16 protein-coding genes and 1 pseudogene are annotated in these 20,828 nt (G+C 70.7%); 8 read left to right on the top strand and 9 right to left on the bottom strand.

Going from position 1 to position 20,828, the window contains the following annotated elements:
* Positions 1-11: 11 nt before the first annotated feature.
* Positions 12-815 (top strand): alpha/beta hydrolase, encoded by an 804-nt coding sequence (locus tag AC792_RS08350; RefSeq protein WP_082177587.1) that lies wholly within the window; start codon positions 12-14, stop codon positions 813-815.
* Between the two features lie 26 nt (positions 816-841).
* On the opposite strand, the gene AC792_RS08345 is transcribed toward AC792_RS08350, so the two are convergent.
* The 3 genes from AC792_RS08345 to AC792_RS08335 all read right to left on the bottom strand — a co-directional run bounded on the left by AC792_RS08345 (position 842) and on the right by AC792_RS08335 (position 4,142).
* Entirely contained in the window at positions 842-1,669 is an 828-nt protein-coding gene (locus tag AC792_RS08345) for a GNAT family N-acetyltransferase (protein ID WP_049830081.1), read from the bottom strand.
* Between the two features lie 211 nt (positions 1,670-1,880).
* A complete protein-coding gene (locus AC792_RS08340; RefSeq protein ID WP_049830080.1) occupies positions 1,881-3,407 on the bottom strand; it encodes a SulP family inorganic anion transporter in 1,527 nt (508 codons plus the stop codon).
* Positions 3,408-3,710: 303 nt separating this feature from the next.
* Entirely contained in the window at positions 3,711-4,142 is a 432-nt protein-coding gene (locus AC792_RS08335) for a hypothetical protein (RefSeq protein ID WP_049830079.1), read from the bottom strand.
* Positions 4,143-4,292: 150 nt separating this feature from the next.
* On the opposite strand from AC792_RS08335, the gene AC792_RS08330 reads away from it, so the two are divergent.
* Positions 4,293-5,105, top strand: a complete 813-nt coding sequence (locus AC792_RS08330) for an SDR family oxidoreductase (protein WP_082177586.1) — start codon at positions 4,293-4,295, stop codon at positions 5,103-5,105.
* A gap of 140 nt (positions 5,106-5,245) precedes the next feature.
* On the opposite strand, the gene AC792_RS08325 is transcribed toward AC792_RS08330, so the two are convergent.
* The gene (locus tag AC792_RS08325; RefSeq protein WP_152916099.1) at positions 5,246-5,554 is read right to left on the bottom strand and encodes a MarR family winged helix-turn-helix transcriptional regulator; all 309 of its coding nucleotides are present in this window, start codon (positions 5,552-5,554) and stop codon (positions 5,246-5,248) included.
* A gap of 13 nt (positions 5,555-5,567) precedes the next feature.
* Between AC792_RS08325 and AC792_RS08320 the strand changes: the two genes are divergently transcribed.
* Complete coding sequence (locus AC792_RS08320) at positions 5,568-6,503, top strand: NADP-dependent oxidoreductase (RefSeq protein ID WP_049830077.1); 936 nt, start codon at positions 5,568-5,570, stop codon at positions 6,501-6,503.
* Positions 6,504-6,550: 47 nt separating this feature from the next.
* Here the strand turns inward: AC792_RS08320 and AC792_RS08315 are convergent, their stop codons facing one another.
* Positions 6,551-7,879, bottom strand: a complete 1,329-nt coding sequence (locus AC792_RS08315; protein WP_049830113.1) for a cytochrome P450 — start codon at positions 7,877-7,879, stop codon at positions 6,551-6,553.
* 421 nt (positions 7,880-8,300) lie between these two features.
* On the opposite strand from AC792_RS08315, the gene ileS reads away from it, so the two are divergent.
* The 5 genes from ileS to AC792_RS08290 all read left to right on the top strand — a co-directional run bounded on the left by ileS (position 8,301) and on the right by AC792_RS08290 (position 14,951).
* A complete protein-coding gene (gene ileS / locus AC792_RS08310) occupies positions 8,301-11,609 on the top strand; it encodes an isoleucine--tRNA ligase (protein WP_235436533.1) in 3,309 nt (1,102 codons plus the stop codon).
* Positions 11,602-12,984, top strand: a complete 1,383-nt coding sequence (locus tag AC792_RS08305; protein ID WP_049830075.1) for a bifunctional folylpolyglutamate synthase/dihydrofolate synthase — start codon at positions 11,602-11,604, stop codon at positions 12,982-12,984. The genes ileS and AC792_RS08305 overlap by 8 nt, the downstream gene beginning before the upstream one ends.
* 8 nt (positions 12,985-12,992) lie before the next feature.
* Positions 12,993-13,442, top strand: a complete 450-nt coding sequence (locus tag AC792_RS08300) for a DUF4233 domain-containing protein (protein WP_049830074.1) — start codon at positions 12,993-12,995, stop codon at positions 13,440-13,442.
* Positions 13,443-13,500: 58 nt separating this feature from the next.
* Entirely contained in the window at positions 13,501-13,917 is a 417-nt protein-coding gene (gene ndk, locus AC792_RS08295; RefSeq protein WP_049830073.1) for a nucleoside-diphosphate kinase, read from the top strand.
* Positions 13,918-13,985: 68 nt separating this feature from the next.
* Positions 13,986-14,951: an aldo/keto reductase gene (locus AC792_RS08290; protein ID WP_049830072.1), complete on the top strand. Its 966-nt coding sequence runs from the start codon at positions 13,986-13,988 to the stop codon at positions 14,949-14,951.
* 114 nt (positions 14,952-15,065) lie between these two features.
* On the opposite strand, the gene AC792_RS08285 is transcribed toward AC792_RS08290, so the two are convergent.
* From AC792_RS08285 to AC792_RS08270, 4 genes and pseudogenes are all read right to left on the bottom strand, one after another.
* On the bottom strand, positions 15,066-15,917 hold the full coding sequence (locus AC792_RS08285) for a class I SAM-dependent methyltransferase (protein ID WP_049830071.1): 852 nt from the start codon (positions 15,915-15,917) through the stop codon (positions 15,066-15,068).
* 100 nt (positions 15,918-16,017) lie between these two features.
* Positions 16,018-18,141, bottom strand: a complete 2,124-nt coding sequence (locus AC792_RS08280; protein WP_049830070.1) for a 3-hydroxyacyl-CoA dehydrogenase NAD-binding domain-containing protein — start codon at positions 18,139-18,141, stop codon at positions 16,018-16,020.
* Positions 18,138-19,388, bottom strand: a complete 1,251-nt coding sequence (locus tag AC792_RS08275; RefSeq protein WP_235436524.1) for a thiolase family protein — start codon at positions 19,386-19,388, stop codon at positions 18,138-18,140. The genes AC792_RS08280 and AC792_RS08275 overlap by 4 nt, the downstream gene beginning before the upstream one ends.
* A gap of 86 nt (positions 19,389-19,474) precedes the next feature.
* Positions 19,475-20,772 (bottom strand): annotated as a pseudogene (locus tag AC792_RS08270) (HRDC domain-containing protein).
* Between the last annotated feature and the right edge of the window lie 56 nt (positions 20,773-20,828).

The following is a 20,828-nucleotide window of genomic DNA, read 5'->3' as shown; positions in this document are numbered from 1 at the left end:
ACACTGGGCGGATGCCAGCGCAGCGTGAAGGAGCCGACGTCGTTGCCGGGGACCACCGGGAGTTCAAGGTGACCAGTCGTGGTCTGCGGCTCGCGGTGTTCCTCGATCTTCCTCCCCACCGATCCGCGCCGAGGACGCCGGTGGTGGTCGTGATGCACGGCATCTCCGGATCGAGTCAGGACCCGGTCGTGGTCCATGTGGCGGAGTCCCTGAACCGGGCGGGCATCGGAGCCCTCCGCTTCGACTTCAACGGTCACGGCCGCAGTGAGGGGAACTCCGCGGACATGACGGTGCCCAACGAGATCGAGGACGCCAGGGCCGTGCTGGCCTTCGCGGGCCTCGACGTCGTCTCCGTGGTCGGTCTCGCCGGGCACTCCCAGGGAGGGGTGGTCACAGGGATGGTCGCCGGCGAGTCCGGCGCCGACGTCCCCGCGCTGGCGCTGCTGGCCCCCGCCGGCGTGCTGCGCGAGAACACGGTTGCAGGCGATGTGCTCGGGGTGAGGATCGACCCCGCCGATCCGCCGGAGTCCGTCACACCCTTCGACGGCTTCACCATCGGACGCGAGTACATGGTGACTGCGCAGACCCTCCCCGTCTACGAGACCTCGGCGCGGTACCGGGGTCCCGTGTGCATCGTGCAGGGAGAGGACGACGACGTCGTGCCGCCTGCCACCGCGGAGCGCTATCGGGACGGGTACGCACAGGTTGAACTGCACCTGCTGCCGGGACAGGGTCACGGTTTCGAACACGATCCTGACGAAGCCGCCCGTGTGGTGGCCGACTTCTTCGTGAGGACACTCCCCGCCGCTCCCTGACATCCCGGGTCGGCGACGACGGCGGCTCAGCCCGCACCGACCCCCGTGCGCCCCTCCTGCCGCTGCCAGTGGTACGGCTTCGTGGTCCCCACCTCGGTCAGTCCGGAGCGTTCGAGGATCGGACGTGAGTACTCGGTCGAGTCGCTGTGGATCAGGGTCCTGCCCAGGTCCAGTGCCGAACGCGCGCGTCGGGCGGTCAGGGCACGGTAGATGCCGCGGCCGCGCCACTCCGCGAGGGTCGTGCCACCCCAGATCCCGGCGAAGCACGTCCCGTCGACGGGTTCCAGCCGCCCGGCGCTGATGATGCGTCCGTCGGCCTCCGCCACCCACAGCTCCGTGCCGTCCCGGGCCGAGAGCCTGCTCAGCAGGGCCTCCGCCGTGCCCGGCGAGACCGGGTTCCCGAACACCTCGTCCTGCATCGCACTCATCGCCTGCACGTCACGTTCCTGGGTGACCCGCCGGAGCGTCACTCCCTCCGGCAGCGGGAGGTCCGCCCTCAGTGCCTCGGCTGCTCCGATCATGATGGATTCCGAGGCGTCCGGCAGGAATCCGTGCTCCGTCAGGGCCTCGTGCAGACCGGGGGCGTGGTCGTGTCCGCGCGTCTTCCACTCGACCCGGGTGATGCCGGGATCGGCGCGGTAGTGATCGAGGACGGCCGCGACGAGCGCGGACGTGCCCTTCGGCTCCGTCGTCCCGAGCTCACGGTAGGTGACGAAACCGCGTCCGTGCAGGAACGTCGCCAGAAGCAGGGACCCGAGCCGGACGACATCGACGGCCCCGGCCGTCTCGGCGTCGGTGCGCAGGTGCTCGTCGTAGGAGGCGAGGAATCGGGTGCTGCTCCTGGTGTCGATCATGGAGGGGTCCTGTCCTGCCGGGGCCTGGGGGAGGGTGAAGGGCCAGGGTACCGGGATTCCCCCGGTGGCCTGCCGTACCTCAGCCGCCGGCGAGCATCATCTGGCCCCGGCCGTCGTCGTCCCGGGGGCGGCATCGGCGGTGGTGTGCCCGAACCGCACGCGGAGCGGGCCGCGAGCAGCTCTCTGTGCCGCCCTTCCGCCCGGGAGGGGCTCAGTGGCCGGCTCCGAGCGTACCTTCCAGTCGCTTCCGCATGGCGGTGGAGGCCTCGTTCAGACCCACGATCTGCACCCGAGCGCCGGTGCTCCGGTACTTCTCGGTGACGGCGTCCAGGGCGGCGACGGTCGAGGCGTCCCAGACGTGGGAGCCGTGCAGGTCGATGGTCACGCGGGGTGGGTCCGCGGCGTAGTCGAACTGCGTGTACAGGTCGTTGGAGGAGGCGAAGAAGAGTTCGCCGTCCACCCGGTAGGTGACGTGGTCCTGGCCGTCCACGGTCTCCTCGATGCGCTCGACGGTGGTGAAGTGCGCCGCCCGGCGGGCGAACGCCACCATGGCCACGAGGACGCCCCCCCCCACGCCGATGGCGAGGTTGTGGGTCCAGACGGTGACGATCACGGTGGCGAGCATCACGGCGGTCTCGCTGCGGGGCATCCGCTTCAGGGTGGCGGGCCGGATGCTGTGCCAGTCGAAGGTGGCGATGGACACGAAGATCATCACCGCCACGAGGGCCGCCATAGGGATCAGCGCCACGATGCCGCCGAGCACCACCACCAGGACGAGCAGGAAGACGCCGGCGAGGAAGGTGGAGATCCGGGTGCGCGCCCCGGAGGCCTTCACGTTGATCATGGTCTGGCCGATCATGGCGCAACCACCCATCCCGCCGAAGAGCCCGGTGATGATGTTCGCGGCTCCCTGCCCCCAGGACTCCCGGGTCTTGTCCGAGCGGGTGTCCGTGATGTCGTCCACGAGTTTCGCGGTCATGAGGGACTCGAGGAGCCCGACGGCGGCCAGCGCGAGGGCGAACGGCGCCACGATCTGCAGCGTCTCCAGATTCAGGGGCACGTCCGGGAAGAACAGGGTGGGCAGGGACTCGGGCAGTTCGCCCTTGTCCCCGACGGTGGGCACCAGCACGTTCGCGAGGACCGCGAAGACGGTCAGGACCACGATCGCCACCAGCGGCGCGGGCACCACTGTGGTCAGACGCGGCAGTCCGAAGACGATCAGGAGCCCGGCGGCGACCATGGGGTAGACGAGGAACGGCACGTCGATCAGTTCGGGCACCTGGGACATGAAGATGAGGATCGCGAGGGCGTTCACGAAACCCACCATCACCGAGCGGGGGATGAAGCGCATGAGACGAGCCACCCCCAGCACGCCGAGGATCACCTGGAAGATCCCGCCGAGCACCACGGCGAGGATGAAGTAGTCGATGCCGTGGCTGGCCATCAGCGGTGCGATGACCAGGGCCACCGCACCCGTGGCGGCGGAGATCATGGCGGGGCGCCCGCCGAGGAAGGAGATGGACACGGCCATGGTGAACGAGGCGAACAGGCCCAGGCGCGGATCCACGCCGGCGATGATCGAGAAGGCGATAGCCTCCGGGATCAGGGCGAGGGCGACGACGAGACCGGCGAGCACCTCGGTCTTCAGCAGGCGCGGCGAGCGGAGGGTCCGCAGCACCGACTGCCGTTCGAGCGGGGTCAGCGCCTGCGGGTCGGTGGGGGGTGGGCTGGAAGGCATGGGGGACTGTTCCTTCGGGAGGAGGGGTGGCGACCGGGGCGGGGACGCGGCGGCTGCGCGCAGGAGCGGCTGAGTGCGGGAGCGGAGATGCACGGAGGGGTGCAGGCTCGTCGGACAACTCTAACGCGAGCCTGTGCGTGCCCGTCCGTGAAAGCAGGGGGAGGAGGTGTCGCGAACACCACATCCACCATGGCGCCGGGAATCGTGCGCGACGGACGGCTCGGCGCGTGCGTCCTCGTCGGCCAGGGGTGCGTGCCCGACGCCGACGGGTCGTCGGGACCGGATGCCTGCAGGCACCTGTGATCAGGGCGACGGCGGGGTGTCGGCATGCCCGGAGAACGTGGTACCCGAGAGAGGGGCGTAGGCGTACCAGGGGCCCGTGGACAGCTGCGCGTGGAGCGCACGCTCCTCGGCGGCCTCGTGCAGCAGCATGGCGGCCGCCGCCGGACTCCGCGGTGGTGCCGTGCTGGTGAACACGAGAGAATCCTCGGCGGTACCGGTCCGCAGGTGCACCTCGATGCCAGCTCCCAGCTCGCCGGCGAGCCACTCGGCCAGCACACCGCCGTACGCCGGTGAGACGTCACCGAGCAGCCCGTCCCCGCCGTAGCTGTCCGCCTCCCAGCGGGCCAGACCCGTGCGGAGGTCGTCGGGGAGGTCGAGCTCCGCCAGGGCGACCGGACCACCGGCGGACCACAGGGGAGAGTTCGCGTACCCGGCGAACATGCGCACCGTCACGGGGTCGGTGTTCGCATCAGGATCCCCGGAAGGATCGAAAGAGGGATACGGCGAACCCGGGACAGGAGGGACCATGACGGAACCCTATCCGACGCCCGCGGACGGATCGCGGTGCTGCAACCGCCCGGAGCGGCTCGCTACAGTGGCCCCATGACGTCGAACCCCCAGTCAATTCCCGTCCCCGCACCCCTCGGTGCACCCGCCGATCCTGCCCCGGCCGCCCTGCGCGCCGTCGTCACCGGAGCCAGTTCCGGCATCGGCGCTGCGACCGTGCGGGCGCTGCGCAGCACCGGATGGGACGTGATCGCCGCAGCCCGCCGGATCGACCGCCTCGAGGCGCTCGCCGGGGAGACAGGCGCCACGCCGATGTCCCTCGATGTCACCGACCAGGCCTCCGTGGATGCCTTCACCGCCGAGGTCACCGCCGCCGGACCGATCCACGCCCTGGTCAACAACGCGGGCGGCGCCTTCGGCACCGAGCAGATCGCGGAGGCGAGGACGGAGGACTGGGAACGCATGTACGCCGTGAACGTGCTCGGGTCCCTGCGCGTGACCCGGGCACTGCTCCCGGCGTTGCGGGCCGGACGCCAGGGGAGCGTGCTCTTCCTGACCTCCACAGCAGCGCTCGCGGCCTACGAGGGCGGCGCCGGGTACTGCGGGGCCAAGGCGGCCCAGGAGTCCATGGCGCGGTCGCTGCGCCTGGAGGAGGCCGGCAACAACGTCCGCGTGATCGAGGTGGCCCCGGGTCTGGTCCACACCGAGGAGTTCTCGCTCAACCGCCTCGGCGGGGACCAGGGGGCGGCGGACAAGGTCTACCAGGGCGTCGAGTACCCCTTGACGGCGGACGACGTCGCCTCCACCGTGGCCTTCGCCCTCAACGCCCCGCACCACGTGAACATCGACCAGCTCGTGCTCCGGCCCCTCGCGCAGGCCGCCAACCACAAGCTGCTGCGGGGCTCCTAGCCCCTCGAAGCGCTGGTCAGCACCTCAGGTGGGTGGGTGAGGAACTCTTCCGATGCCCCTCCGGTCCGCGTCACCCGTGGGTCGATGCCGGTTGCTGCGCGGAGGGGGACACCCGGCAGGCCCGGGTGTCGTCCGGTGTGTCAGAGCTGCTTCCGGACGGTGTCGGCGATCAGCGCCAGCGCCGCGCCGAGCTCCTGCTGCCGGGCGTGGTCGAGCGGGTCGAAGACGAGTTCCCGGACACGCTCCACATGGCCCGGCGCACTGTCGACGACCTGCTGCATCCCGGCCTCGGTGAGCGTCCCGAGGGTGTACCGGCCGTTGACCGGGTCCGGGAAGCGGGTCACCCAGCCGTTGCGTTCGAAGCGGACCATCACCTTCGACAGTCTCGGCTGACTGCTGTTGCACTCCGCCGCGAGATCGCTCAGTCGCAGCGTTCTTTCGGGTGCCATGGAGGGAGTCCACGTGAAAGCGATCCAATACCATGAGTTCGGCGGTCCGGATGTCCTACGTCACGAGGAGGTGGACCGGCCTGCGCCCGGTCCGGGGGAGGTGCTCGTGCGGGTCGTGGCGACGTCGTTCAACCCGGTCGATGACCACATCCGGCTCGGTGTCCTCGCCGCAGCGATTCCCGCGCCCCTCCCGGTCACGCCGGGACCCGACGTGGCCGGCACCGTCGTCGAGCTCGGTGACGGGGTGAAAGGTCCTGCCGTCGGGGACGAGGTCATCGGCATGTTCCCCCTCGACGTGCACGGTGGCGCAGCGGAGTACGCCGTCATCGCTGCGGACCTGGTGACGGCCGCGCCGAGGACCCTTCCGTTGGCCGATGCAGCGGCACTGCCGCTCACCGGCCTCGCCGCACGGCAGGCCGTCGTGGAACTCGCCCGGATCGCCGCCGGTCAGACGGTGCTGGTCAACGGTGCCGGTGGTGCCGTCGGCAGCATCGTCGTACAGCTCGCCGCCCGTGCAGGTGCACTCGTGACAGCCGTCGACGGACCGCAGCACGAGGAGCGGCTCCGTGCGGCCGGCGCCTCGGACGTCGTCGGCCCCCTCGACCTCCGGGCCGGGCCCGCGGACGTCGGCGGACCGTTCGACGTGGTGGTGAACCACGTCCGCCTTGCACCCGAGGACCTGGCGAGGCTGACGCAGTACGTCGCCGACGGCGGCATCGCGGTCAGCTCTGCCGGCGCCGTCCCGGTGGATGCCGAGCGGGCGACACGCGCCGGGAACGTGTGGGTGACCCCGAGCGGTGCTCATCTCGCCGACCTCGTCGCCCGGGTGGAGGCAGGACACCTTCACCTGAACATCGCAGGACGTCGTCCCCTGGAGGACCTCCCCGCGGTCCACGACGAAGCCGCCGCCGGCAGACTCACCGGGAAGACCGTCATCACGATCGGTTGACGAGAGGCCGGTGCCCGGGACGTGCTCCCGGGCACCGGCACCCCTCCTCAGGCGCGGGGCGTGACCCCGAGGTGCACCGAGTAGTTGTCCATGGTGCCCGGCAGCGGGCGCGCCGGATCCAGGGCCTGGCCCTTCTCCACCGCGAAGTCGTGCCCGTCCACCAGGGCCGCCAGGGCGGCGCTCGTCAGCAGCAGCACCAGTTGCTTCCCCGGGCACACCACCGGACCGTCGCTGAACGGCACCAGCGGCCAGCCGTCGTCCTCCTCGGTCAGCCAGCGGTCGGGGGCGAAGTTGTGGGCGCTGCGCAGCGAACGCTCGTCCCGGTGGAAGTACGGTGCGTAGACCAGCACCCCGCAGTCCTCGGGCATCAACCCGTCCTCCCACTGCACCGGCCGGGTCGATTGCCGCAGGATCATGGGCGTGGTGGGCCAGAGCCGCAGCGACTCGAGGACGGACGCACGCAGGTAGGGGAGCAGCCTGCGGCCCGAGGTGTCCTCGTCGACCTCGCGTCGGGCGTCCGCCAGCGCCTCGGGGTGCGTGGCCAGCACGCACAGCGCCCGGAAGGTCGCCATCCCCGCGGGGTCGAAGGCGAAGAGCCACTGCGGCACCTGGTGGATCGGCTCGGCGCCCTCACCCTTCCGTGCCCCGGCCATCACGGCGGCGAGGCTCCCGGGTTCCGCGGTGGCCAGCTCCTCACCGATCCGCTGCAGGAACCGCTCGCGGGTCTTCCTGCGCACCGGCTTCAGGAAGGCCCAGTTCCCGTCCCGGCGCAGCCGGATGATCATCGCGGTGAGCTCCTTGTCATCCCGGGCGTGGTCCCCGAACACCACGCGGCGCACCACCCGGTACCAGGCGTCGAGGAAGTCGTCCCAGGGCAGCGACCCGCTGCGGACCGCCTCCGCGAGGAGCTGCTGCATCTCCTCCTCCACCACCGGGACGAACGTGTCGGCCAGGTGGTGCACCGGGTGACCGGTGTCGAGGACCTGCTCCTGCAGGGCGCGGCGTACCGTGCGTACCGGGCCCCGGGAGATCAGTACGTTGTGCGGCTGGAAGTGCGACAGCGCGGCCTTCTTCTCGCTGCTGGCCGGGGAGAAGGGCTCGGGTGACTGCGCCAGGACGGTGTTCGCATCCTCGGGCGCCAGCGCGATCGCCTGCTTGCGGATCGGCAGCTTCAGCATCAGTGGCCCGGCGGGGTAGCGGGAGTGGACGTCGCGGACGATGTCCATGGACCTCGAGTCGAGCTCGAGGCGACTGAAGAGTCCCACCACCTTCGGCCGCCGGATGATCGGCCCCTTCGCGATCGTGGGCAGTAGCACGCCCAGGACGAGACGGGCCGTGTCCAGCGCGGTGGCCGTGGGGAGGGTGGAGGGTGCCATGGTGTCGTCCATCCTGTTGCGGTCGGGATACACCCACCCTGTCAAGCCCCGCTCCCGGGCACAACTGGAGATCCACCGACCCCCTCACGCCCCTTCGACACCGAATTCGTGCCCGGGCTAGACTTGCCCCACCAGCATCGACCCGGCGATCACCGGCGAGCTTCCGGAAGAAAGGCCCCGCGCGGACAACGCGGGGCCCGTAGAACCGGACGGGGCGGCCCGTCATCGCCGAGCAACGAGTGGCAGCCGGGTCCGCACCTCCTTCGACGGGAGGTGCACGGGCCGACGGCGGCAAGTGAGGTGGTACCGCGGGTCCAGGACCTCGCGGCCGGTTCGGCAACCGGCGGCGGGCGGAACGGCAACCCGTCCTCACGGCAGGATTCCTGCTCCACCCGACGCCGCCGTACACAGGATGAGAACCATGCCGCAGATCTACCCCAAAGCAGTGTCGCCCGACGACGGCGGTACCCCCTCCTCGGGGACCAGCGCGTCCCCACGTTTCCCCGAGCTCGAGGAACGCGTGCTCCGCTACTGGCGCCAGGACGACACCTTCCAGGCGTCCATCGACGCCCGGGACGCCGGCGCGGACGGCTCCAACGAGTTCGTGTTCTACGACGGACCGCCCTTCGCCAACGGACTGCCCCACTATGGCCACCTGCTCACCGGGTACGCCAAGGATCTCGTGGGCCGCTACCAGACCCAGCGCGGGCACCGCGTGGAGCGCCGCTTCGGCTGGGACACCCACGGGCTGCCCGCCGAGCTCGAGGCCATGAAGCAGCTCGGCATGACCGACAAGCAGCAGATCGTGGCCATGGGCATCGACAACTTCAACGACGCCGCCCGCGCCTCCGTGATGAAGTACGCGGGGGAGTGGCGCGACTACGTGACGCGCCAGGCCCGCTGGGTGGACTTCGACAACGACTACAAGACGCTGAACCCCGAGTACATGGAATCGGTGCTGTGGGCGTTCAAGACCCTCCACCAGAAGGGCCTCACCTACAGCGGCTACCGCGTGCTGCCGTACTGCTGGAACGACGAGACCCCGCTCTCCAACCACGAGCTCCGCATGGACGATGACGTCTACCAGGACCGTCAGGACCAGACCGTCACCGTCACGTTCCCGCTCCTCCCCGGGGACTCCGAGCTCTCGCAGGAGCTCGCCGGGGTCCAGGCGCTCGCCTGGACCACCACGCCCTGGACCCTGCCCACCAACGCGGCGCTCGCCGTCGGACCGGACATTGCCTACGTGGTGGTCGACGCCGAGCGCGACGGCGAGGCGGGACGCTACCTGATCGCCGAGGACCTCCTCGGCAACTACGCCAAGGACCTCGGGTTCGCCGACGCCGCCGCGGCCCGGGACGCCGTCACCTCCCGCCACCGCGGGGCGGAGCTGGAGGGTCTGACCTACACCCCGCTCTGGGACTACCTCGCGGACCCGGAGGAGGGCGGCTACCGCAACGCGTTCCGCGTGCTCGTGGCCGACTACGTCACCACCACCGACGGCACGGGCGTGGTGCACCAGGCACCCGCCTACGGCGAGGAGGACCAGAAGGTCTGCGAGCAGGCCGGCATCCAGGTGATCCTCTCGGTGGACGAGGGCGCGAGGTTCCTCCCGGTGTTCGGCAGCGGACCGCTCGCGGAGATCGCCGGACTCCAGGTCTTCGAGGCGAACAAGCCCATCACGCGCGTCCTCAGGGCGGAAGGACGCCTGGTGCGCCAGGCCAGCTACGTGCACAGCTACCCCCACTGCTGGCGGTGCCGCAACCCGCTGATCTACCGCGCGGTGTCCTCCTGGTACGTGGAGGTCACCAAGATCCGCGACCGCATGGTGGAGCTCAACCAGGACATCACCTGGATCCCCGGCAACGTCAAGGACGGGCAGTTCGGCAAGTGGCTCGCCAACGCGCGCGACTGGTCCATCAGCCGCAACCGCTTCTGGGGCAGCCCCATCCCCGTGTGGCAGTCCGACGACCCCGAGTACCCGCGCACCGACGTCTACGGCTCGCTCGCCGAGCTGCAGGCCGACTTCGGGCGCCTCCCGCTCAACCACCAGGGTGAGGTGGACCTCCACCGGCCCTACATCGACGAGCTCACCCGGCCCAACCCGGACGACCCCCGCACGCCCGAGGAGGGCCGCTCCACCATGCGCCGCGTCGAGGACGTCCTGGACGTCTGGTTCGACTCCGGGTCCATGCCCTACGGGCAGGTGCACTACCCGTTCGAGAACGAGCAGTGGTTCGACACCCACAACCCCGCGGACTTCATCGTCGAGTACATCGGCCAGACCCGCGGCTGGTTCTACATGCTGCACATCCTCTCCACGGCGCTGTTCGACCGCCCGGCGTTCCGCAACGTCATCAGCCACGGGATCGTGCTCGGCTCCGACGGACAGAAGATGTCCAAGAGCCTGCGCAACTACCCCGACGTCTCCGAGGTCTTCGATCGCGACGGCTCCGACGCCATGCGCTGGTTCCTCATGGCCTCCCCAATCCTGCGCGGCGGGAACCTGGTGGTCACGGAGCAGGGCATCCGCGAGGGAGTGCGCCAGGTGATCCTGCCGCTGTGGAACGTGTGGCACTTCTTCGGCCTCTACAGCAACGCCGCCAACGGGGGCGCCGGCTACGAGGCGAGGACCGTCACGGCGGAGGACGCCGCGCAGCTCGCCGAGCCGATCGACCGCTACATCCTCGCCGAGACCGGGCTGCTGGTGCGTGATCTCACAGCGTCGCTGGACGCCTTCACCATCAGTGACGCCTGCGAGTCCCTCCGCCGGTACCTGGACACCCTGACCAACTGGTACGTGCGCCGTAGCCGTCAGCGGTTCTTCGACGAGGACGAGCAGGCCTTCGACGTCCTGTACACGTGCCTCGAGGCGGTGTGCCGCGTCGCCGCGCCCCTGCTGCCGCTGGTCACCGAGGAGATCTGGCGCGGGCTCACGGGTGGGCGCTCCGTGCACCTCACCGACTGGCCGGAGGCGTCGTCGTTCCCCGCCGCCGCCGACCTCGTGGGACAGATGGACCGCACCCGCCAGGTCTGCTCGGCGGGGTCCAGCCTGCGGAAGGCCGCGAACCTCCGGGTGCGGTTGCCGCTGCGCGAACTCACCGTCGTGGCACCGGGCGCGGAGCTCCTGGCCGGTCAGTACGCGGCGATCATCGCCGACGAGCTGAACCTGAAGGACGTGCGCCTGGTGGACTCCGCCGACGCCGAGCCCGCCGAGTTCGGGATCACCCGGCGACTCGTGGTCAACGCCCGTGCTGCCGGGCCGCGCCTGGGCAAGAACGTGCAGACGGTGATCAAGGCCGCCAAGTCCGGTGCCTGGCAGGTCGACGACGACGGCGGCGTCACCGCCGGTGGCCTGGCCCTCGAACCGCACGAGTACACCCTGGACACCGTGGTGGAGGGGAACGACGCCGGCTCGAAGGCCGTCACGGTCCTGCCGGGAGGCGGGTTCCTGGTCCTCGACACCGAGGTCACCGAGGAGCTCGCGGCGGAGGGTACGGCGCGCGATGCGATCCGCGCCGTCCAGCAGGCCAGGCGCGACGCGGACCTGGACATCAGCGACCGCATCCGCACCACGGTTCGAGTGGCCCCCGGGAAGGTGGCGGCGCTCGAGGCGAACGCGGAACTGATCAGGGCCGAGACCCTCACGGTGGACCTCCGCATCGAGGCCACCGACGGCACGGACAACGAGTTCAGCATCACCCTCGGGAAGCAGGAACAGCATGGATGAGACGCAAGGTCCCGACGGGACGCAGCTCGACGCGTTCTCGGTGGAGAGCGTGTACGCCGAACTCCTCGGCCGTGCACCGGAGAGCCAGATGGAACCGCGGATGGCGCCGCTGCACCGGGCCATGGAGATCCTCGGGGAGCCCAACCGGGCGTTCCCGATCATCCACATCACCGGTACCAACGGCAAGACCTCCACGGCCAGGATGATCGAGAGCATCCTGCTGGCGCACGATCTGCGGACCGGACGCTACACCAGCCCGCACCTCTCCCGCGTCACGGAGCGCATCAGCATTGACGGCGAGCCCGTGGACGACGCCACGTTCGTCCGCGTGTGGGACGAGATCAAGCCGTACGTGGACATCGTGGACGGCGAGCTCCTCGTGGTGGGCGAGCCGCGCCTGACCTACTTCGAGTGCGTCACCATCCTCGCGTTCGCGATCTTCGCGGACGAGCCGATCGACGTCGGGGTGATCGAGGTGGGACTCGGCGGCATCACCGACGCCACGAACGTGGGTGACGGCCAGGTCGCCGTGATCACCCCCATCTCCCTGGACCACACCGAGCTCCTCGGCGACACGGTCGAGGACATCGCCGCCGAGAAGGCCGGCATCGTCAAGCCCGGTGCGTTCCTGGTCAGCGCGAGCCAGCCGCGCGACGCCGCCCAGGTGCTGCTCGAGCGGGCCCGCGAGGTGGGGGCCGAGTTCCGGTTCGAGGGCGTGGAATTCGGTGTGGAGTCCCGCACGGTCGCCGTCGGTGGGCAGGTGGTGTCCCTCACCGGCCTCGCCGGACGGTACGGGGACCTGCTGGTACCGCTCCACGGTGAGCACCAGGCGCAGAACGCCGCGGTGGCCGTGGCCGCCGTCGAGGCCTTCCTGGGCGGGGGGGAGCGCGAACTGGAGACGGACCTGGTGCGCAATGGTCTGCGCGCGGTCACCTCCCCGGGCCGGCTCGAAGTGGTCCGGACCGCACCCAGCATCATCGTGGACGCAGCCCACAACCCCGCAGGTGCCCGCGCGGCGGGCCGCGGCATCACGGAGGCCTTCGACTTCACCCGGCTGGTGCTGGTGATCGGCGTCCTGGAGGACAAGGACGCCCACGGCATGTTCGCCGAGCTCCACGAGGAGCTGGGTGGCATCCTCGAGGACGTCTGCCTCACGCAGTCCACCTCGCCACGCTCCGTCCCGGCCGCGGACCTGCTGCAGGCCGCACTCTCCGCCGGGTTCGCCGAGGAGAACATCACCATCCTCCCCGGGCTGGACGACGCCCTGGAGTGGGCGGTCATGAAGGCCGAGGAGAACAATGACCTCGCGGGGGGCGTCCTCGTGACCGGGTCCATCACGGTGGTCGGGGAGACCCGGACCCTCCTGGGGAAGTAGGCACGATCATGGCACGACGCATGACGAAGGCGCAGCGCGAGTGGCGGCCCGGTATGCCCAAGAAGCGCCGGTCCACGAAGGTCCTGTTCGCCTCCACCGTGCTGATGCTCGAGGCCTTCGTGGTGTTCTTCGCCACCCTGGCCGTCTTCGGGCTTCGGCGGGACGAGATCCCACCGGCGGTGATCCTCACCTCGGGCCTCGTGCTCGCGGTGGTGCTCGTGCTCACCTGCGCCGTGGTCACGAAGAAGTGGGGGATCGGGCTGGGCTGGATCCTGCAGTTCGTCATCATCGCGGGCGGCTTCCTCGAACCGGTGGTGTTCGTGGTGGGTATCGCCTTCGCGCTCACCTGGTTCTACGGCCTCCGGCAGGGGGCACGGGTGGATCGCGAGAACGTGGAGCGCGACCGCCTGCAGGCCGAGTGGGAGAAGGCCAACCCGGAGGAGGGATCCGCCGTTTAGTAGAGTCGACGGTGATACCCGCCGTCATCGGCGGCGCCCCTACCTCCCAGGAGAACCCATGAGCGTTGAACGCACCCTCGTCCTCGTCAAGCCCGACGGCGTGTCCCGCGGCCTGACCGGCACCATCCTGTCCCGCATCGAGGCGAAGGGCTACACCATCGCCGAACTCAAGCAGGTGCACGCCACCCGTGAACTGCTCGAGGAGCACTACGCCGAGCACGTGGGCAAGCCGTTCTTCGAGCCGCTCGTCGAGTTCATGCTCAGCGGGCCCGTCGTGGCCGCCGTGTTCGAGGGCCAGCGCGTCATCGAGGGCTTCCGGTCCCTCGCCGGTACCACGGAGCCCACGACGGCGGCCCCCGGCACCATCCGCGGTGACCTCGGCCGCGACTGGGGAGTGAAGGTCCAGCAGAACCTGGTGCACGGTTCCGACTCCGTGGAGTCGGCGACACGCGAGATCGGCATCTGGTTCGCCTGACCGCACCACCGACCGTCCAGTTGCCCCGGGTTCTGTGCCCGGGGCAACTGCTTTGGTAGGTTGGGCGCATGATGACCTACCGCAGACTGGGTTCCTCCGGGCTCAGCGTCTCCACCGTCGGACTCGGCTGCAACAACCTGGGCCGGGCGGGTACCGTGTCCGAGTCCCAGGAGGGCACCGACGCCGTCGTCCATGCGGCGCTCGACGCCGGGATCACCCTGTTCGACGTCGCCGACATGTACGGGAGGACTCCCGGGACCAGTGAGACGCAGCTGGGCAAGGCGCTCGCGGGCACGCGCGACGACGTGGTCCTGGCCACGAAGTTCGGTCTCGACATGGACGGCGCGAACGGCCCGGACTGGGGCGCTCGCGGGTCGCGGCGCTACATCGTCCGGGCGGTGGAGGCGTCCCTGCGCCGCCTGGGCACCGAGTGGATAGACCTGTACCAGTACCACGCCCCGGACACGCTGACGCCGATCGAGGAGACCCTGGCAGCGCTCGATGATCTCGTGACGAGCGGCAAGGTGCGCTACCTCGGGCACTCCAACTTCGCCGGCTGGCAGCTCGCCGAGGCCGAGTTCACGGCCCGCAGCGGTGGGTACACGCCCTTCATCTCCGCGCAGAACCCCTACAACCTGCTGGACCGCAGGCTCGAGCGCGAGGTGGTGCCCGCCGTCGAGGCGTACGGACTCGGGGTCCTGCCGTACTTCCCGCTCGCCAACGGACTGCTGACCGGCAAGTACCGCCGGGACGAGGTGCCCGCCGGCAGCCGCCTGACGCACTCCCGGAAGAACCTCCTGGAGACGGCGGACTGGGACCAGCTCGAAGCGTTCTCGGCCTTCGCCTCCGAGCGCGGTCTCACCGAGGTGCAGGTCGCCTTCTCCTGGCTCGCCGCCCAGCCGTCGGTCGGTTCCGTCATCGCCGGTGCCACCACGCCGGAGCAGGTACGCCAGAACGCGGAGGCGGTCAGCTGGACGCCGTCGGACGAGGACCTCGCGGCACTCGACGGCCTCTTCCCGCGCCCCGCGTCGTGAGAGACGGCATCACCGCCTGACCGAGGTCCGCGCCTCCGACCGGTCCTGCACCGCCCTCCCGGGTCAGCCCGGTCGGTCCGCGTTCTTCGACCGGTGCTGGTCAACCGTTCCGTATCAGCCCGGTAGCGTGTCCGCGTTCTTCGACAGCGTGAAGATCCCGTACCGCATCGCGCCCGTGCGGTAGGCGATGATCAGGCGGGGGAGGCTCAGCAGGAAGACGCGGTTGCGCCCGCGGAGGGCCAGTCGCTGGGTCTCGCGGTCGATGAGCAGCGACTTCAGGACCCGGCCCGCGCAGATCGTCCAGGTCCGCGCAACCCGTCGGCTGACGTCCTCGTAGCCGGTGACCTCGAACCCAGCCGCTCTCGCCATGGCCTCGTAGTCCTCGCGCGTGCCCATCGACGGCAGGCGACCCTCGCGGCAGATCGGCTCGAGCAGGTGGCGGATCTTCCACGGGCCGGCATCGGTCTCCGCCAGCCACGCACAGATCACGAAGCGGCCCCCCGGGGCCAGGACACGGTGGGCCTCGGCGAAGAACGCGGGCTTGTCCACCATGTGCTCGCTCGACTCGATCGACCATGCGGCATTCACCGAGGCATCGGCCAGCCCGTTGTCGAACCAGTTCCGGTGCCGGATGTCCACGCCCGGGACCGGGCGGGCAGCGGCGTACTGGGCCTGCTCGGCCGACAGGGTGAAGCCGGTGACGGACACGTCCCTCGAGCGTGCCAGCTGCCTCGCCGTGGAGCCGTACCCGCAGCCGATGTCCACCCCCGCTTCGCCGGGTGCGAGCGACAACCGCTCACCGACCGTGTCCACGAGTGCCTCGACGGCCTGGGTGGGGGTCTCCCGCCCGGTGGTCCAGAGCCCGTGGTGCACGTGCTCGCCCCACAGCCGGCGGTAGAGCGGGTCGAGCTCGTCGTAGTGGTCCGCGACGGCGGCGGCGTCCTGGTCGGTACGGGGGATGATCACGTCCTCACCGTACGACGGCGGGGCGGAGTACCGGAAGATCCTCCCACCCTGCGGGGAGGACCTTCCGGTACGGCTAGGATGACGCGGTGATCGGGCCCCGTCAGCCCTGGTGGAACCGCGTGCCGTTCACCCGCTCGGAGGCCCCCACCCGGTCCAGGTACGGGGTGATCCCGCCCAGGTGCATCGGCCACCCGGCTCCCATGATCATGCAGAGGTCGATGTCCTCCGGCGCGGCGACGACGCCCTCGGTCAGCATGCGCCCGATCTCGTCGGCCAGCGCGTCCTGCGTGCGGCGCAGGACGTCCGCGGACGAGGAGGGGGAGCTGCCCCGGTTCATGAGCGCGAGGGTATGCTCCGGCACTGCGGGACTGCCATCCGCCGACGTCTCCCAGAGACCCTTGATGCCGGCGTCGATCAATTTCTGCTGGTTCGCCGAGACGTGGAAGCGCTCACCGAAGGCGGTGTGCAGGGATTCCTGCACGTGCTGACCCACGGGCAGCCCCACCAGGGCCAGGAGGTTGAACGGCGTCATGGGCAGGCCCAGCGGACGCAGCGCCCCGTCGGCCGTCCCGGCGTCCGTCCCCTCGTCGAAGACGGCGGTGATCTCACCGAACATCCGGCCGAGGATCCGGTTCACCACGAACGCCGGGGCGTCCTGCACCAGCACGGCGTTCTTCTTCAGCCCCTTGGCGAGCACGAACGCGGTGGCCAGGACGGCGTCGTCGGTCCGCGGGGCACGTACCACCTCGAGCAGCGGCATGGCCGCCACCGGATTGAAGAAGTGGAAGCCGACCACGCGCTCGGGGTGGGCGAGGTCCGCGGCCATCTCGGCCACCGACAGCGACGACGTGTTGGTGGCGAGGATGCACTCGGGCGAGACCACGGCCTCGACCTCCGCGAACACCTGCTTCTTGACGGACAGCTCCTCGAAGACCGCCTCGATCACGAAGTCCGCGTCGGCGAAGACGTCCTTGGACACCGACCCGGTGACCAGCGCCTTCGTGCGGTTGGCCGCGTCCTGCGAGATGCGTCCCTTGCCGAGCAGCTTCCCGATCTCGGCATGCACGTACGCCACGCCCTTGTCCACACGCGACTGGTCGATGTCCGTGAGCACCACGGGCACCTGGAGCTGACGGGCGAAGAGCAGCGCCAGCTGGCTCGCCATGAGACCGGCACCCACCACGCCCACCTTGGACACGGGACGCGCCAGCTTCTTGTCCGGCGCTCCGGCGGGCCGCTTGCCGCGCTTCTGCACCAGGTCCAGGAACGCGTACACCGTGGCCGAGAACTCGGGGGTCTGCATCAGCTCGGCCAGCGCGGCACACTCCGCCGCCGCGGATTCCTCCTGCGACCAGGTGCGCCCAGCCTCCAGCAGGTCCAGCACGCGCGCGGGTGCCGGGGCGGCGTTGCTCGTGCGCGCCTCGACGAACGCCCGGCCGGCCGCCACCGCGGCCGTCCACGCGTCGTCGTCGTACTGCGCCAGCCGGGCCCGGCGCTCGGCGACGGCGTGGGCACCGGTTCCCCGGACCACGTCCGCCGCCCAGCGGATCGACTGCTCGAGGAAGTCCGCGGGCTCGAAGAGGGCGTCGGCGATCCCGAGGTCGTGGGCGGCCCGGCCGTCGAGGCTGCGGTTGTTGCTGAGCGGGTTCTCGATCATCACCTTCACGGCGTTGCCCGGGCCGATCAGGCGCGGCAGCCGGTACACCCCGCCCCAGCCGGGGACGAGGCCGATGAACGCCTCGGGCAGTCCGATGCCCTTCGCCCCCGTGGACACCGTGCGGTAGGTCGCGGCGAGGGCGATCTCCAGTCCGCCGCCGAGGGCCACCCCGTTGATGAACGCGAAGCTCGGCACGCCAAGGTCCGCCAGGAGGTCGTACGCCTCATGGCCGAGCTCGGCCATGAGACGGCCGAGGCGCTCGGAATCGACGCTCTTGACCGTACTGAGATCGGCCCCGGCCACGAGGAAGTGGGGCTTGCCCGTGACGGCGACGGCGGCGAGCTCCCCGCGGGAGACCCGCTCCTTCAGTCCCTCGAGCGTGCGGCCGAACCCGATCAGGGTGTTCGGCCCGAGCGTGGTGGGCCGGGAGTGGTCCAGGTCGTTGTCCAGGGTGATGAGCGCAAGTGTCCCCGCGCCCCCCGGGAGCTCGGCGTCCTGGACGTAGGAGTGGGTGACGATCTCGGCGGGAACCAGCTCCGCCAGTTCCTCGTAGCGTTCGAAGCTCATGCTGCTCCCTGTCCGTAGTGCTCGTGGTGCGGGTTCTCCCAGATCACGGTGCCGCCCATCCCCAGGCCGATGCACATGGTGGTCATGCCGTAGCGCACCGTCGGGTCCTCCTCGAACTGGCGGGCGAGCTGGTTCATCAGCCGCACCCCGGAGGAGGCGAGCGGGTGCCCGACGGCGATGGCACCGCCGTAGCGGTTCACCCGGGGATCCTCCTCGTCGATGCCGAAGTGGTCCAAGAAGGCGAGGACCTGCACGGCGAAGGCCTCGTTGATCTCGAGGAGCCCGATGTCCGTGATCTCGAGTCCGGCCTGACGCAGCGCCTTCTCCGTGGCCGGCACGGGACCGATCCCCATGACCTCGGGTTCGACGCCCGCGAACGCGTAGGCCACCAGGCGCATGCGCGCCAGGAGGCCGAGCTCGGCGGCGGTCTCGGCGGAGGCGAGCAGGGCCGCCGTGGCGCCGTCGTTCAGTCCGGCGGCGTTGCCGGCGGTGGCGCGCCCGCGGGCGCGGAAGGGGGGGCGGGGCTCGGCGGGAGCGGCTGGGGTGGTGGTCGGGCGGGGCGGCTCGTCGGCGGTGTGCAGGGTCCAGCCGGAGCCCGGCTTCCTCCCGGCCACGGGAACCAGATCCGGCTGGATCTGCCCGGCGTCGTACGCCCGCGCGAGCTTCTGCTGGCTGCGCACGGCGTACGCGTCAGTGCGTTCCTTCGTGATGCCGGGGAAGCGGTCGTGGAGGTTCTCGGCGGTGTTGCCCATGTTGAGGGCCGCCGGGTCCACGATCCGCTCGGTCAGGAAACGCGGGTTGGGATCGGTGTCGGCGCCCGTGGGGTGGTTGCCCATGGGCTCCACCCCGCCGGCGATGACGACGTCGTAGGCGCCGAAGGCGATGCCGGGCGCCGTGGTGGTCACGGCCGTGAGGGCGCCGGCGCACATGCGGTCGATCGCGAAGCCGGGGACGGAACGGGGGAGTCCGGCCAGGAGGGCGGCGGTCCGCCCGATGGTGAGGCCCTGGTCACCGGTCTGGGTGGTGGCGGCGATGGCGACGTCGTCGATGCGCTCGGGCGGCAGGGACGGGTTCCGGCGCAGGAGGTCGCGGATGCACTTCACCACGAGGGCGTCGGCACGCGTGCCCGCGTGGATCCCCTTGGCGCCGGCCCTGCCGAACGGTGTTCTCACTCCGTCCACGAAGACGACGTCGCGCACGGTCCGCGATGCGCTCCGCGCGGACGTGGTCCCGGTTCCTTGGCTCACCTGGTGCTCCTCTTCGAGTAGTTGGTCCGCGCTCATGTTACTGATCGGTAACATAGGCGCGCAAGCCCCGCAGAGCTACGCACTGTTCACCCCGCCGGTGCCTCCTCCGCCCGCGCTCCCTTCTGCGGCAGCGGATCGGGATCCAGGAAGGCCACCGTGATGATCGCCGCGACGTGCTCCACCTGCCACGGGCGGGCCCCGAGGTCCACGAGGGCCTCCGTCACCGAATCGAGCGTGATCTCGGCGGGTGGACGCCAGGCGATGCGGCGCAGGAAGTCCGGGGTGAGCAGGTTCTCCACCGGCATCCCGAGCGCTTCCGCCCGCTGCGCCACGCGAGGCCTCACAGTGTGCAGGCGCGCGGCCGCCTCCGGATCCTTCTCGGCCCAGATGCGGGGCGGGGGAGGGGCGTTCGAGGAGACGTGCAGGGGCGGGAGCTCGGTGAGCTTCCTCGCCTCGGCGATGCAGCGCAGCCAGCGCGGGGCCTCCTTGGCGGCGGCCCGCCCGTGGACCCCCTTGGTGGCCAGGGGCTGGGGGACGGTGCCCGGCATGGCCTTGGCCGCTGCCACGAGGGCGGAGTCGGGGATCAGGCGGCCCGGTGCGACATCGCGGCGTTGCGCGAGGTCCTCGCGCTCGCGCCACAGTTCGCGGACCACGGCGAGCTGCCGGCGGTCACGCAGCTGGTGCAGCCCCGAGGGCCTGCGCCAGGGATCCACCCGCGGTTCCGCGGGGGGGGAGCTACGGATGTACTCGAACTCCTGCTCCGCCAGCTCGAGCTTGCCGTCGGCCTCCAGGAGGGCGGCGAGTTGCCCGCGCAGTTCCGCCAGCACCTCGACGTCCAGGGCCGCGTAGCGCAGCCACGGCTCCGGCAGCGGCCGCGTCGACCAGTCCGCGGCGGAGTGCTCCTTGGCGAGCGTGAACCCCAGCTGGGACTCGATGACGGCGGCGAGCCCCACGCGCGGCAGTCCCGCGCGCCGTCCGGCGAGCTCTGTGTCGAAGAGCTTGTCCGGCCACATGCCGAGCTCGGAGAGGCAGGGCAGGTCCTGGCTGGCGGCGTGCAGGATCCACTCCACCCCCTCCAGGGCGTCGTCGATGATCCGCAGGTCGTCGAAGGGTTCGGGATCGATCAGCCAGGTGCCGGCACCCTCGCGCCGGATCTGGACCAGGAAGGCCCGCTGGCCGTAGCGGAAACCGGAGGCCCGCTCGGCGTCCACGCCGGCCGGGCCGCTGCCGGGGCCCGCGCGGCCGCAGCCCGCGCCAGACCTGCCGGGGTGTCGATCACCAGGGGGACGCCGTCACGCGGCTCGGTCAGCAGTGGGAGCGCTTCCGCGGTGGCGGGAGCGGATGCGTCGTCGCGATCCGTCTGCTCGGAGGTCTGGGAACTCATGGTGGCCTCAGTCTAGCCCCGGGGTGCGACGGGTCAGGGGAACCGCGACGAGGACG

The organism is Arthrobacter sp. RIT-PI-e (genome assembly GCF_001187915.1).
In the GTDB taxonomy this organism is placed as follows: Bacteria; Actinomycetota; Actinomycetes; order Actinomycetales; family Micrococcaceae; genus Arthrobacter_D.
The sequence above is the reverse complement of the archived record's forward strand: the minus strand, read 5'-3'. Positions and strand labels throughout refer to the sequence as shown.